General features: G+C 68.7%; 14 protein-coding genes and 1 pseudogene. 11 read left to right on the top strand and 4 right to left on the bottom strand.

From position 1 onward, the window contains the following. Positions 1–325 precede the first annotated feature (325 nt). Both ACFWN1_RS25835 and ACFWN1_RS25830 read left to right on the top strand, forming a co-directional pair. A complete protein-coding gene (locus tag ACFWN1_RS25835) occupies positions 326–532 on the top strand; it encodes a hypothetical protein (RefSeq protein WP_384366518.1) in 207 nt (68 codons plus the stop codon). Between the two features lie 360 nt (positions 533–892). Further along, positions 893–1,195, top strand: a complete 303-nt coding sequence (locus ACFWN1_RS25830) for a hypothetical protein (protein WP_384366515.1) — start codon at positions 893–895, stop codon at positions 1,193–1,195. Between the two features lie 49 nt (positions 1,196–1,244). Here ACFWN1_RS25830 and ACFWN1_RS25825 read toward each other — a convergent pair whose 3' ends face one another. The 4 genes from ACFWN1_RS25825 to ACFWN1_RS25810 form a co-directional block, all read right to left on the bottom strand. After that, positions 1,245–1,838 (bottom strand): hypothetical protein, encoded by a 594-nt coding sequence (locus ACFWN1_RS25825; protein ID WP_384366511.1) that lies wholly within the window; start codon positions 1,836–1,838, stop codon positions 1,245–1,247. Beyond that, positions 1,835–3,028, bottom strand: coding sequence for an MAB_1171c family putative transporter (locus tag ACFWN1_RS25820; RefSeq protein ID WP_384366508.1), 1,194 nt, complete (start codon positions 3,026–3,028; stop codon positions 1,835–1,837). Before ACFWN1_RS25820 ends, ACFWN1_RS25825 begins: the two co-directional genes overlap by 4 nt. Continuing rightward, positions 3,025–3,579 carry a secondary metabolite protein gene (locus tag ACFWN1_RS25815; protein ID WP_384366505.1) on the bottom strand — a complete coding sequence of 185 codons (555 nt, stop codon included), beginning with the start codon at positions 3,577–3,579 and terminating at the stop codon, positions 3,025–3,027. Before ACFWN1_RS25815 ends, ACFWN1_RS25820 begins: the two co-directional genes overlap by 4 nt. 178 nt (positions 3,580–3,757) lie before the next feature. Then, positions 3,758–4,210 (bottom strand): helix-turn-helix domain-containing protein, encoded by a 453-nt coding sequence (locus tag ACFWN1_RS25810; protein WP_384366502.1) that lies wholly within the window; start codon positions 4,208–4,210, stop codon positions 3,758–3,760. A 675-nt stretch (positions 4,211–4,885) separates the two neighbouring features. On the opposite strand from ACFWN1_RS25810, the gene ACFWN1_RS25805 reads away from it, so the two are divergent. The 9 genes and pseudogenes from ACFWN1_RS25805 to ACFWN1_RS25765 form a co-directional block, all read left to right on the top strand. Then, positions 4,886–5,794 (top strand): helix-turn-helix domain-containing protein, encoded by a 909-nt coding sequence (locus tag ACFWN1_RS25805; protein WP_384366499.1) that lies wholly within the window; start codon positions 4,886–4,888, stop codon positions 5,792–5,794. Positions 5,795–5,796: 2 nt separating this feature from the next. Further along, positions 5,797–6,510 carry a hypothetical protein gene (locus ACFWN1_RS25800; protein WP_384366496.1) on the top strand — a complete coding sequence of 238 codons (714 nt, stop codon included), beginning with the start codon at positions 5,797–5,799 and terminating at the stop codon, positions 6,508–6,510. Between the two features lie 163 nt (positions 6,511–6,673). After that, complete coding sequence (locus ACFWN1_RS25795) at positions 6,674–7,312, top strand: WhiB family transcriptional regulator (RefSeq protein WP_384366493.1); 639 nt, start codon at positions 6,674–6,676, stop codon at positions 7,310–7,312. After that, positions 7,309–8,940, top strand: a complete 1,632-nt coding sequence (locus ACFWN1_RS25790) for a hypothetical protein (RefSeq protein WP_384366490.1) — start codon at positions 7,309–7,311, stop codon at positions 8,938–8,940. Before ACFWN1_RS25795 ends, ACFWN1_RS25790 begins: the two co-directional genes overlap by 4 nt. After that, positions 8,937–9,128 (top strand): hypothetical protein, encoded by a 192-nt coding sequence (locus ACFWN1_RS25785; RefSeq protein WP_384366487.1) that lies wholly within the window; start codon positions 8,937–8,939, stop codon positions 9,126–9,128. The genes ACFWN1_RS25790 and ACFWN1_RS25785 overlap by 4 nt, the downstream gene beginning before the upstream one ends. A 591-nt stretch (positions 9,129–9,719) precedes the next feature. Further along, positions 9,720–10,070: a plasmid mobilization protein gene (locus ACFWN1_RS25780; RefSeq protein WP_384366484.1), complete on the top strand. Its 351-nt coding sequence runs from the start codon at positions 9,720–9,722 to the stop codon at positions 10,068–10,070. Further along, on the top strand, positions 10,067–11,800 hold the full coding sequence (locus ACFWN1_RS25775; protein WP_384366481.1) for a relaxase/mobilization nuclease domain-containing protein: 1,734 nt from the start codon (positions 10,067–10,069) through the stop codon (positions 11,798–11,800). Before ACFWN1_RS25780 ends, ACFWN1_RS25775 begins: the two co-directional genes overlap by 4 nt. A gap of 135 nt (positions 11,801–11,935) precedes the next feature. Then, positions 11,936–12,376, top strand: coding sequence for a hypothetical protein (locus ACFWN1_RS25770; protein ID WP_384366478.1), 441 nt, complete (start codon positions 11,936–11,938; stop codon positions 12,374–12,376). A 79-nt stretch (positions 12,377–12,455) separates the two neighbouring features. Then, positions 12,456–13,106: pseudogene (locus ACFWN1_RS25765) on the top strand (hypothetical protein); the annotation flags it as partial. Positions 13,107–13,222: the final 116 nt, after the last annotated feature.

Below are 13,222 nucleotides of genomic sequence, written 5' to 3'. Positions count from 1 at the left end.
ACGCAAGATGTCCAACTGGCCCCTCAAACGAGCCGAACACCACAACCGGCCACCACCCGCGCCAACGACGATCACCACCCGACCAGCAACCATCTAAGTCACCGGCATTGCGCCTAGACGCCCTGAAACGGGATCGGCCCTGGGGCAGAAGTCCTCAGCGATGTCACCGACCGCCGTGTCCTGGACATCGGCCCTGGAGCCAGCCGCCACGCTGTCCACCTCGCCCAGGCACACGGAACGCTCGTCAGCGGTATCGAGGTTGTCCCGGACCCAGCACGAATGCGCAGTCTCCGCCCACTCGGACGTGGAAGGCGTGGAATTCGCTATGGCAGACGTGGCCGAGTACCTGGCCGGTACTAAGCCGTTCGACGCCGCGTACGCGATCGGGACGCTCGCCTTCGTTAACCTGCATCGCTCGCTGCCGGCACTGCGCAACAGCCTGCGTCCCGATGCCCCGGTGATCCTCTCTCTTCTGCACACCGACCTGCATGGTGTCGGCCCGCCCACCGAGGTGGCGCGCACGAGCAGATGATCCTGCTTCGCGAAAACCCGCCACTGCCGACCCAGATGTAAGTCTTGGCGCCACAGCTGCGGGAGGACCTGCTCACCGAGTACGGCTTCCACGTCGAAGCCATCGACCTCTTCCCGCACCCGGACGAAGACGCCTCAGTCGTTCAGCAGCTCATCCGCGCCCGGCGCCTTCCCGGTCGGCCGGCGCGCGTCTCCAGCCGGCCCCCCAGCACCCGAGCCCCGGCCGCACACGCGGCCGTCGACGCCGGAGCAATCCTGCTCAGCGAGCAGGGCGTCCTGCTCGGCCTGGCACCAGCGCGGCACCCTGGGAACTGCCAGCGGCAGCGTAGAGGGGAACGGGCAAGCCTTCGAGGACGCGGTCGTGCGCGACCTCGCCGAGGAGACCGGTCTGGTCGCTCGGGCCACCGACGTGGAACTGCTCGGCACACTCGTCGATCACGTCGAAGGCGTCCTACGAGTCAGCGTCGGTGCGCGGGTCCACACCCGGCAAGGGCAACCGGGCACGCAGCTGGAAGAGAGCGTCGTTGAGTGGGCTCGGTGTCCGCTCGATCAACTTCCCGACGGGCTGTTCGTATGCAGCGCCCAGATCCTCACGGGCTGGCGGCTCGACCTGCCCATCGACCACCCGCCGGCGCACTTTATGGCCTTCACCCCGGCCCTGTAGTAGTTGGCACCGCAGCCCTGGAGCGGCAACTGTCAAGACGACGAGCAGTTCAGCGAGCCAGGTGGAAGACGGCTGCAGCCACGATGGTCCCGAGGATCGTGCCGGCGATCACCTGGTTGCGGGTGTGGTCGCGCAGTTCGACACGAGACCAGCCGACCACGATGACCAGGAGGAAGCCGAGCGCCATCCATGGGCCGTAGGTCTGCACGAGCATCGCGCACGCGCCCGCGGAAACGGCCTGGTGAACAGAGATCTTCCAGGCGAAGGTGATCGCAGCGAGGATCGCCAGGGTCACCAGCATCGAGACGATGAGCGCGACCATCGTCCGCGGCGCTCCTGCAACGAGCATCAGGATGATGCCAGTAGCCACCGAGAGCAGGATGACCGCCATCACGACGAGTCGGGCTGGTTTCGCGCCGACGTGGCGATCGCCCCAGTGGCCCTTGCGGATGCCGTACTTGATGAAGGTGATCGGGATGACGGCTGCAAACAGAGCGCCAACTACTCCCCATGCCACACCTGTCCAGTGCGCCGTATGCCAACCCACCAGCAGGGTGACGGCAATGATCCAGTTCTTGGGCTCAAGCCAGTCTGTGATGCGGCGCGCCAGCAGTGACTCGCGGGGCCGGACGTCAGTTGTCATGTGAGGGATCCCTCCGAATCACCCTGCGCTTGAATATTGGATGATTGTTCTGTCCGGGCAAATTCTGAAACGACAGGCAAGAGGAGGTACGCGCGGCCAACCTCGCGCAGCCACGACAGTTCGCTCGCCCTATCCCGTCCGGTCACTCCGAGCGGCGGGTATTCAACGCCTCGGAGCCGCTCGCCACCATCTCGGGCAGATTGCACGGCGGCGCGCAACCAGCAGGCTTCAACGACCGCGTCAGCGCATTGCACACCAGCAGCCTGGGACAGGACAAACTTCTGGGCCGACGTATAGGTGTCGGCAGACACGTATTCGCGAAGCGCCAGACAGGCGTCCTCGATCTCGATGACGCATCGCTCCAGCCGGAAGGGCACACGGCTCCTGCGCACGGATGTCGCCAGCACAACGTTCGGGGCCGCTTGCGTGAGCTGCGCCCAGAGGGGGCGCAGCTTGCGCAGGTTGAACCACGCAGCGACGTACTCTGCGGCGACGGAGAGCGGAGGAAGGCAGACGCCCACCGCGACGGACAAGGCCGTGCCCTGCTTGAGCGTAGTGGACAGCAGGTTTGCCAGATCCGGGTACTCGGTTCCGGAGCTGAGCTGGATCGTCACGAAAGCAATGCGTTGGAAAGCGTAGAGGCTTCCGAGCAGAGTTCCCAGGCCCAGGAATCCGAGGCCGGCCTTCCCGAGGAGCGTCCGACTGTGACGGACTCCGCCAAGGAACAGCCAGGTCGACACGACCATCGCGATGCCGATGTACAGCGTGAAGACCGTCATGTAGAGGACGGGAAAGGGAACTCCGCGGCCCTCGCCGAGCCGGACTGGCCCGCCGGGCGTCCAGTTGGCCAGGGCGTAGAAGATGAGCATAAGAGGCAAGGTCACGCCGCCGGCGATCAGTCGCGTGCGCCGCGCCAAGCCCTGTGGCCGAACCACTGCGATGACGAAGTCGAGCAGGTAGGCCGCCGAGGTCACGCCGAGCAATTGTTTCAGTAGCGGTGCCAGCCTTACCCCCGCACCGACGACGGCATCGACGGCTTCCTTGACCTGGGGCACCTCGAAGGTCATGGCAGCCGCGAGGGTCACCAAAGTCAGCGCTAGGCTCCGCTGCTTGTGGGAATGCCGGATTGACGGCAATCGCCAGAGAGCCACTATCCAGAGGACGCCGGCGATGATGGCGGATGTGGTCATGAGCGGCGGTTCCTCCGCGGATGGACCAGTGCGTCGTCGAGCCGTGACACAGCACCGGATCGGCCGTGTTCCCGGCCGGAGTGGGCAAGGTCGCGGAAAATTTCTCCCAGGCACGAGGCGGCCATCTCGGCGTCGTACTCGCTCTCGCTGTCGTAACTCGTCCGACCCAGCGCCGAGAGAACGGCTGCGGGATCTACCCCATCAGGGAGGACGCCCAGCAGCGCCTTGACAACGCTCTCGTTGCTACCGGCGTGCCCGAGAAGGAGATGGGCCAGCTCATGACGCACGATCTGCGCGCGATGCCGTTCACTGGTTGCCGCGACGTGAAATACATAATCCCCGTGGTCGAATGAGAGAACCATTCCGCAGGGAGCGTTTGCCCCACCGGTCTCGGGAAGTTCATTGAGGTATATCGGCCGGCCCCGCTTGACAGCGAGCTGTCGGCAAATTTCCTCCACCGCGTCAGGATCCGAAATCTCGATCCCGCGCAGTTGCTCCTCACAGAGTCGCCTCAGCTGCGCTTCCTTGCGCGCGTGTGGCCGATTGAACATGGACCAGATCCTTGCTGTAGCCCCCGAGTCGCCGCCAGCATGGCCTGCGCTAACCGGAACCCTCCATTCCGCGTGGTTCTAGCGGAGCTTCGCACACGTCGCTACGGGTCCCCAAAGCGATCTTGGTGGACCTTAGAGGCATAGGGATCAAATCGCCCAGCAGGTGAGAAGGGTCACGTCAAGACCCTGGCTTATCGAGCCCTTCCCAGCGACGCGCCTGATTGATCACGTTGGTGATCATCCTGAGACTGTCCGCCGAAAGGCCATTGGCGCGAAGCGCCAGCCCGCGCACATCACTGTCGGCCACCGCCTCGATGAGTTCCATGGTGGCGCGCACCTTCTCTGTTTCTTCGGCGTCGTAGTCCGAGAAGAAGTACTGGGCCTCGACATGGAAGTGGCTGGCGAGCCTCTCCACCGTCGTGAGGGTGGGATTGGGCTTCGCCCCGCTCCGCAGTTGACTGATCGCACTCTCCGACATGGAGATCGCCCTGGCCACCTCGGCGCTCCTGTAGGGCTTGCCGGTCGCGGGGTTCCTCTTCGTCTCGAAGAGGTGGTTGAGCTTGTCGGCCAAAGAGTGCCGAGCGCCGGCCGCGCCTCCGGGCGCCTCCGCCGGTTCGCTGGACTCCGCCATCACCGACTCCTCCCATCACTGAAACACGGATTGTACTGCAGTGCAGCCAGGGGAGCCAACATCCAAGACGCTTCACTTTGGTGTTGACAGGTAGGGATCACTCTGGCGTAGGTTTCCGATCACAGCTTCACTGAAGTGTTGCTCTGCAGGCAGGGCCCACGCTGGGCCACGCCGACCCCACCCGTTAGACGTGCTCGCCAGGGGACCCACCCATGATCGCAACACCGAAGTCGCGCCCGCTCCCGCGACTTCTACAGGGTTTAAGAACCAACTCTGGACCTTGACACGGAGCCGTGCGTATGTTCGTCGTCCCCAGCCGGGCAACGGTCCCGCTGACACGGACAGAGAGCTGTGACGTGCACAAACTTCGGGCCGGATAGGCCCTGATACAGCGGCGGCGTCCGGAGGTGCAACTCCCGAACGCCGGACGCTAACGGCTGTACCGCCCCGGCAAGGGCGGTGATCGCCACCATCACCACGCTGATCCCATCCAGGGCGCGTCTCAGCGTGGCAACACCAAAGGAGATTCTTACATGGGTCCCGCCCTGCGCAAAAGGCACTTCCAGCCTGCCCGCGCGGCAGCCACTCTCGCCGCAACGTCCCCAGCCCGCGCCCCGGGACCGTTGGCTCCGGTCTGGAGCACGGCCGCCACCGCTCGCTCGATCGGTGCGGCCGATGAGTAAAGACGTGCGCCAGTGGGTGTTCGAGCACAGCTCCAGTAGGGGCACCGCGCGGCTGGTCCTGCTGTCGGTTGCAGACCACGTTCCCGACGAGCGGTGCGTGGTCTGGGCCTCGATCTCTGACCTGATGAAGCGGACTAACGCGAGCCGCACCGCCGTACGCGACGCTCTGGCCTCGCTGGACAAGAGCGGCGAGCTGGTTGAACGCCGCCACCTGCAGGGGCCCAAGCGCAGCTCGGTCTATCGGTTGCCCCGAGCTGCCTCCTGGCTGGCCAAGGTCGCCGCCGTACGCCACGAGGACCCGGACGCCTACGTCGAGCCCCCTACGGACTCAGACCCCGTTCCGGACCTCGACACCGAGGCAGAGAAGGGGCTCCAGCGGTACGGGATCTGGCCCCGGGAGGGCACGGCATCCGGCCCCTCTCGCGGGAATCCGGCCGGGCCGGAATCCACACCCTCGCGACGGAATCCGACCCGTCGAAGGGCCGGAATCCGCACCCACCACGGTACGGATTCCAACCCCCAGAACCCTAGTGAACCTCTCTTGAACCGGAGGTACAGCAGTAGTGGCTCGGCCGTCCTCTCGGCTGTGGAGTGGAAGGTCGACCCAGCAACCCACGCATGGACCCGCGAACAGGGGCACCTCCAGCGCCTCGGCGAGGAGGGCGTACGGGCTGCCGACGCGAAGTGGCGTCTGCACCGGGCCGACTGGACGCCGCGATCGGCCGGTGCCTGGTCGGCGGACTGGCGGGCCTGGATCGTCCGAGAACACCCTCCGGCCCGGCTTGGGCTGCACGCGGTGCCGGGCGGCGGACAGCAACCGGCACGCGGCATGACTCGCACCGAAAAACACCAAGCCGCGCTCCTCGCCGCACTCGCCGAGCCGACCGGAACGGAGGGCTGACCGTGGACCGCCGCGAAATCGCAGCCCTGCTGACCTACATCGGACGCCTGGACCCCCGCACCACCCGCACCGACGAAGGCGATGCCCGCGAGCAGCTCGCCCAGTGGCACCATCTGCTCGCGGACGTGCCGATGGCCACCCCGCACGGCTGGGACGCTCTGGCCGTCGCCCGCCACCACTACCGCACCTCGCCGTACCAGATACTCCCGGCGGACGTGGGCCGGCCCTGGGAGAGCTACCGGCGCGAGCGTCTGGCCCGGCACTCCGACCCCACGCCCCTGGCTGATCCCGACGACCAGGCCGCCTACACCGCCGAGCTGGTCGACACCCGCCGCGCCGTCGCCGCCGGCGCCGCCCAGCCCGCACGGGCCCTCGCGATCACCAGCGCGAACGAGGAGATGGACCCGGCGCTGAAGGCGAGGCTGAAGGCGATCGGCTCCTGCATACCGCCCGCCGCTCGCGAAGCCCTCGCGCCCTACCGGCCCGCACGCGCAGCCCGAGAGGCCGCTGTCGCTCAGGGGATGCCCGACGCCCTGAGCGTGCGGTGCGAGTGGTGCCTGGCCCAGCCCGGCGAGTCATGCCGTCGACGGAGAATCGGTCCCGACGGCGTAGCCCGCGGAACCGCAATCTGTGCCACTCACCCCAGCCGCCTCGACCTGGCCGCCGCCCAGCAGGCGCAGCTCGCCGTGCAGACCCAGCAGCCCGTCCCTGCCTGACCGGCGCTCCCGGCACGTACGCCCCGTCCGCTGCACGCCCAACCCGACACCACCGTCCCGCACCGGCTGCGGCGCACGCCCACGCGCCGCAGCCGGCACCCGACGCCGCACCCGCCGAGCACCGCGCCCGCCGGTCGGCGCGGCAGCACATCGGAGACCCACCTTGCGCCATATCACCACCCACGACGCGCCGGTCACCGGCCTGCGCGGCATCGGAGACACGAGCTGGCACACCCGTGGCACGTGCCACGGCATGGACGTCGAGGACGCCGAGGCCGTGTTCTTCCCCGGCCCCCGGGACCACGAGGAGATCGCGGAAGCGAAAGAGCTGTGCGGCTGGTGCCCCGTACGCCGCGAGTGCCTGGACTTCGCTCTGGAAAACGTCCTCAAGGAGGGCGTGTGGGGTGGCCTGACCGAGGCCGAGCGGCGTCCGCTGCACGAGAACCTGCATCAGCGACTGGACTACCAGCGCGTGACCGCCTTCTTCCAGGGGCGCGACGTGCACCTGACCGAGACCGAGCGGCAGGTCGTCATCGACCACGCCTACGTCCGGGGCTGGCGGCCCGACCGGCTCGCCGGCGCTCTGAAGATCAGCCACAAGCACGCCCGCGACCTGCTCCGTGGGGCGGCAAACAAGGTCCTCGACCGCGACCGCAACTACGGCGTGCCCCGCCCCAAGAAGAAGCGGAAGAAGACCTCCAAGGGCAAGGCCACCCCCACGCCTACAGCCCCCGGCACCCAGCCCGCCAACCGCCCTGCAGCGTCCGCCCCGGCAAACGCCCCTCTCGGAAAGGCAGCATGACCCACCCTGTACTCGCCCTCGGTGCCACCTCCGACCTCCCCCTCCTCTTGGCCGCCGTCGTGCCCGCCGCGCTCGCGCTGACCGCCTGGACGGTCCGGCGCCGGGGAACCCGAACGCAGAAACGTTTCGGCGGACCGGCCGTCAAGGTCGCCGCCGTAGCCGCCCTCGGCTGCACGGCCTACAGCGCGGACACGAGCTGGCGGTTCGCCGCTGACTACCTCGACATGGCTGGCACCGCCGAGCGCGCTGGGATGTTCGCCGCCGCTGAACTCGCGCTCTTCGCAACGGCGCTGATGGCGCGACAGAACCTGGCCGTCCAAGGCGCCCCCGGCCTGCCGGGCACGCTGGTCTGGGTGATCACGACGGTACAGGTGATCCCGGCCTATGCCGAGAGCGGCCCCGTCGGCGGCACGGTCCGCGCCTTCGTCGGGCCGATCATGGCCGCGATGCTATGGCACCTGGCCATGGGAATCGAACTGCGACTGCGCACACCCGGCGCCGCATCGCACGGGCTGATCGCTGTGCTGGGGCGAGAGGCCCGGGAACGGCTGCTGTCTCGCCTGGGCATCGCCGCGCGGGACCGCGACGCCGCCCAGATCACCCGGGACCGAGCCACGGCCCGCGCGGTCGCTCTCGCTGCCCGTCTCGCGGAGCGCACTCCCGAGCAACAGCGAAACCGTCGAGGCCGTCGGCTTACCAGACGCCTGTCGAAGGCGGTGGGCAGGGCCGCGGTCGGCACCGATCCCCTCCAGCGGTCTCAGCTGCTCGACCAGCTCGCTGCCCGGCGACACTCTCTCGCGCTCGCCACGGTCCCACTTCCTTCTCCCTGGTCCACGGCAGCCAGCAACGCCGCGGTGGCCACGGCCTTCCCGCAGCCGACGCCGAATGGGACGGCGGTCCCCGCCTCCAGTCCCAACGGTTTCGACGAGTCGGTCCCGGACCGAGGACGTGGGACTGCCTCTGGACCGGTCCCCAGCGAGGCAACTCCGAAGGCGGAGGTCGGCTCCGGGACCCAAGGAAACGAAACGGGAACGCTCGCAACGACAAGCCATGATGACGACGCGGTTCCGGTGAACAGTCCCCAGGACCCAGAAGCCGTGCAGCCGGACGCAGAGGGTACGAAGACCGCCAACAATACGCATGAAGCACCAGCTCAGACTGCGGATTGCCATCGGGAATCGGCCCCCGTGATGTCCGGGACCGAGAGCGCCGAGGATCGGGGACCGACCACCCCCGAGTCCGGGACCGAGACCACCCAGGACCGAGGACCGACCACCCCCGAGTCCGGGACCGAGACCACCCAGGACCGAGGACCCCAGGTGCCGCTTCGCCGGAATTCGGTCCGGAAATCTCGAACGAAGAATAAGGACAAGCGCGCCCGGTCTCGCTCACACCAGACGGAGCGCGCACGCGAGCTAGGCGAACCCGAACGCCAGCTGGTCCACGAGGTACGCCCCCATGTTCCCGCCCTGCTCGCACGGGACCGCAACGCCGCGATCACCCGGGTGCAGCTGCGCGAGATCATCCGCCGCCAGGGCCTGACGGGTGTCGGTAACGACCGCCTCGGCCTGGTCCTCCGAGAGCTGCGGAACGAGGACATCACCACGATGAGGAGCGTCGCACGATGAAGACCTGCCACCAGTTCAACACCGTCCGTACGGAGTACGAGCGAGAGATCGGCTTCATGCTCGCCCACTCCGAGCGGCATGCGGGCAGGCCGGCGGCGAAATCCAGCGCGAAGCAGGCTGCCTCAGCGAAGCAGCGGATGGCCCGGGCGCTCAGCAGTCACGTCGGACGCTGCCCTGAGTGCGGATGAACCGGTAAAGCCCCAGCTCATACTCCATGTCCGTTGAGGTGGCCCGGCTCCGCGTCGGGCCACCATCTCACTCCGGAGGCATGTCGTGAACGCGTGTCCACCCCGCGCTTGCGAGCCCACCGTCGCCGAGGCTGATGCCAGGGCAGATGTCCGGGTCCGGCGCAGGCTCCTCCACGCGGCTGTCCGTGCCTCGGTCGGGCAGTGGCTCGTCCAGGACCAGCGCGACGATCCGGTCTGCGTCCTCGCGGGACTGGTCGACGTCGCGCTTACCGCAACCACCCAGCAACGCACCCGCTCCACGAGGCCCAAATCCTGATGACGAACGCTTTCTTGAACGGCTCCGCCCCGGAACCTGATCCTGACTCCAACTCGGTCCCACAGCGAGCAAGTTGGGGCGGAAGCGTAGCTTCCGCCAAACCCGCCCCCGAGGGGGCGGGAGAGGACCTGCACCGGGGGGCGCAGATCCTTCGGGCTTCGACCGAGGGCGGATCGAAGCCGGGGCAGGAGGAGAAGCCGACCGAGCCGCGCGCGCCCCGACAGCGCGCTCCTCGCGCCCGTCAGCGTCCGCGTCAGTCGCCTGAGAAGAAGCGCATGCACCAGCCCAACGCCCGCTTCAACGACGACGAGTACGCCCTGATCAAGTCCGCCGCCGCCCAATGCAATCTGTCGGTCGCCGGGTTCCTCGCCCGTTCCGCGCTCGCCGCCGCCCGCGACCTCAGCCGTACCAGTGCAGAGATCGCCGACGCACGCGAGGTGATCACCGCCCTGTTCGACAGCCGGCGGCGGCTCGGCTGGGCCGGCAGCAACCTCAATCAGGCAGTCAAGGCCCTCAACTCAGGCGCTGACGTTCCTCACCTCGAAGCGGCCATCGCCGCCGTACGGCGTGCCGCCGACACCGCCCATCAGGCCGCCACCCGGCTCATTGAGAGCCACGGCTCATGATCCCCAGCGTCAACCCGTCGGGAGCGGACACCCGAGGTCTCCTCTTCTACCTCTACGACACCGGCAAGCACGAGGACCACACCGACCCCCACCTCGTCGCCTCCTTCGACGGCATGTCCCCCGATCCCGGCCGCGACCCGAACGCCACCCTCACCGACCTCCAGCGGCTCCTGGACCAGCCGATGATGGCCCTGGCCAAGCACGCCCGCCCGGCCAAGCACGTCTGGCACACCTCCGTAAGAGCCGACCCGGGCGACCGGATCCTGAGCGACGAGGAGTGGGCCGGCATCGCCCGTCGCATCGTCGCCGCCACGGGCATTGACCCGGGTGAGGGACAGTCCGGTTGCCGCTGGGCCGCCGTGCGCCACGCGGAGGACCACATCCACATCGTCGCCACCCTCGTCACCGAGGACGGCCACCGCCCCGACGACTTTCGCTCCGGCGCCCGCGCCCAAGCCGAAGCTCGCCTCATCGAGAAGGAACTCGGCCTCCACCAGGTCGCCCCCGGTGACGGCACCGCAGCGAAACGTCCCACCAGCGCCGAACGCCACAAGGCCGAGCGGCAGGGCCGCGAGCGCACCGCCCGCGAGGAACTGCGTGAAGCCGTACGGCGCGCGGTAAGCGGGGCGTGGGGCGACGAGGAGTTCTTCGACCGGCTCGCCGCCGCCGGCCTCCTGGTCCGCAAGCGCGCCGCACCCTCCGGCGACCTGCTCGGATACAAGGTCGCGCTACCCGACGACCTGAACAAGGACGGCGAGCCCGTCTTCTATCCTGGCGCCCGCCTGGCTCCCGATCTGTCGCTGCCCCGCATCCGCGAACGCTGGTCCGCCGACGCCCCGGCTCCCCTGGGGGACGACGCGATCCGTAGGGGGCCGGACGGTCCGGCCGCTGCCCGCCGCGGAGCGGCCTCGGCCGCGTGGCAGGCCGTGCTCGTCTTCGAGCACGACGAGGACGCGGTCGCCGCCGCCCACATCGCCGCAGCCGGCGAGGTCCTGGACGCCCTCGCGAAGACGTCCGCCGCCCATACCCGCCGCGAGCTGCGCGACGCGGCAACAGCTTTTGAGCGAGCCTCACGCTCCCACGTCCGTGCCATACGGGGCCACGATCGCGCTCTGCGGCAGGCCGCTCGCGAACTCGTCCAGGGCGGCCCGGCGCTCGGCCGCGGTGAGGACGGCGCCACCACGGCGATGGCGATCGACATGCTGTTCTTCCTGATCACCGCCGCCGCGCACTGGCATGCCCGCAAGGGCCACGCCCAGCAGGCCGAGGCAGCCACCCGAGCCGCTCATCACCTGCGCGCCGCCTACCAGGCCGCCGCCGCGCAGCCCCTCGGGGTTCTCTACGAGCGTGGTCGGCGCCTGAGCCGGCCGATGCTCCAGCGCCAGACCGAGCTGCTGCGCCAGGCCCTGCCGGATCTGGCCGAGCAGATCCTCGCGGAGCCCGGCTGGTACGCCCTGGCCGCCACCGTCGCGGAAGCCGATGCCGCCGGCTACGACTCGGCAGCTCTGCTCCCTGAGGTTGCCGCTGGGCGTGAACTCGGCACCGCGGAGTCCGTCAGCGACGTGCTCGTGTGGCGGATGCGGCGAGCCGCAAACCTGCCCGCCGACGCCTCCCGTCTGCCCGAGACCGGCACCACAACCACCCGGTCCACGAAGCGCGGGACGCCGACGAGCCGCCCCGCACCCGGCGAACGACGGAGCGGCGAAGACGCCGCCCGGCCAGGCCGTTAGGCCCGTTCGATGCGCCCAAGCACCCCTCTGACCTGGTCGGAGGAGACTGTGGACTTTGTGAATTGAAACCGGAGGGGGCGTGGGGCACGATCATCAAGCGCAGGACGAGGTGACGAGACAGAGGAGGGCGCCAGGGTGTTTCACCGCATACGCCGCCGGGCCAAGGGACCGACCGAAGTGGAGCGGCAGCTCGCCGAGCTGGTCGCACGACACCACCAGATGCCGCCGTGGATCGGGGCGCCGACGGACACACCGCAGAGCGACGAGCCGACCGCTGCGGCACCGGACTTCCTTCCGCCGGAGCTGCGCGTGCCGAGCCACGACCAGGTCGAGGGCAAGATGATGCCCTGGAAGCAGCCCCTGGTCATCGACGGTGAGATGACCGCCTGCGCCGAGTGCGGGGCATACCGGGACTGGCTCATTCTTTCCACCCGCGACCAGATCTGGCTGCGATGCAGGGCCGGCCACCAGCAGCGGGAGCCCCGCCTGGACACCGCTTGGTACAACCGCAACAGCGGACCGGCGGACGCGACGCACGAAACGTTCGAGGACTGCCTGCGCCACCTCGGGCACTGACCACCACCCCTACGACCCCACCGGGCCCCTGGGCCCGCACTGACCACCCGTCACCTAGCACCAAGGGGTCAGTTACGTCATGCGCGTTCGCGTCGCCACCACCGCCCTCGGCATCACCGCCGCCCTCCTCGCCCTGCCCGCCTGCTCCCCCGAGACCGACGGAGCCGGCCAGCAGACCACCTCCTCCAGCCGAACCGGTAAGCCGGCCGACGCTCACCGCGAACCGGCCACGCTTACCTCGGCCGCGTTGGCGGCCCGCCTGCTCACCGAGGCTGACCTCGGCAGCGGCTACCTGCCCAAGCCGCAGCGTGCGGCTCAGCACGACGACGTCACCGTCCTCGGCTGCCCCGCGCTGAGCGAACTGGGCGGCGACGCGGCGACCGGCGGTACGCTCACCTTCCCGCACAAGGCGAAGTCCGACTTCACCTACGGCAGCAGCTCCTCGGAGATCTCCGAGGAGCTCTACAGCGACAGCCCGACGAAGCTGTCCGACGGCACCAACCGGATCTTCGACGCCATGACCGGCTGCCCGAACTATCAGGTCCTCGCGGGCAGCGCCCCGATCGACATCGCCACGCAGAAGCTGTCTGCACCCCAGGACCGCGGTGATGAGCAGTGGAGCCAGCTCCTGACGTTCACCGCCGGTGGACGAAGCACGGTCCTCAAGCAGACCGCGATCCGCGACGGCAGCCTGCTGCTCGTCATCTCCGGCTCTCCGGCCCTCGTCGAGGACCTCCAGATCGAGCGACTCCGGATAGAGAATCTCCCGGGCATGACTAGTCAGACCACCGTAGAAAAGGCGTTGCGGGAGCCGCAGGACACCCTCGCTCCCGCCCCGGCCAAGGG

The sequence above is a fragment of the Streptomyces sp. NPDC058459 genome (assembly GCF_042721685.1).
Lineage (GTDB): Bacteria > Actinomycetota > Actinomycetes > Streptomycetales > Streptomycetaceae > Streptomyces.
This window is presented reverse-complemented; position numbering and strand designations above follow the sequence as displayed.

Bases quoted from the DNA above. Each gene is read 5' to 3' on its own strand.
- ACFWN1_RS25775 (WP_384366481.1), top strand. From the start codon at position 10,067: ATGATCCCCAGCGTCAACCCGTCGGGAGCGGACACCCGAGGTCTCCTC.
- ACFWN1_RS25785 (WP_384366487.1), top strand. From the start codon at position 8,937: ATGAAGACCTGCCACCAGTTCAACACCGTCCGTACGGAGTACGAGCGA.
- ACFWN1_RS25815 (WP_384366505.1), bottom strand. From the start codon at position 3,579: ATGTTCAATCGGCCACACGCGCGCAAGGAAGCGCAGCTGAGGCGACTC.
- ACFWN1_RS25780 (WP_384366484.1), top strand. From the start codon at position 9,720: ATGCACCAGCCCAACGCCCGCTTCAACGACGACGAGTACGCCCTGATC.
- ACFWN1_RS25790 (WP_384366490.1), top strand. From the start codon at position 7,309: ATGACCCACCCTGTACTCGCCCTCGGTGCCACCTCCGACCTCCCCCTC.
- ACFWN1_RS25835 (WP_384366518.1), top strand. From the start codon at position 326: ATGGCAGACGTGGCCGAGTACCTGGCCGGTACTAAGCCGTTCGACGCC.
- ACFWN1_RS25810 (WP_384366502.1), bottom strand. From the start codon at position 4,210: ATGGCGGAGTCCAGCGAACCGGCGGAGGCGCCCGGAGGCGCGGCCGGC.
- ACFWN1_RS25820 (WP_384366508.1), bottom strand. From the start codon at position 3,028: ATGACCACATCCGCCATCATCGCCGGCGTCCTCTGGATAGTGGCTCTC.
- ACFWN1_RS25805 (WP_384366499.1), top strand. From the start codon at position 4,886: ATGAGTAAAGACGTGCGCCAGTGGGTGTTCGAGCACAGCTCCAGTAGG.
- ACFWN1_RS25825 (WP_384366511.1), bottom strand. From the start codon at position 1,838: ATGACAACTGACGTCCGGCCCCGCGAGTCACTGCTGGCGCGCCGCATC.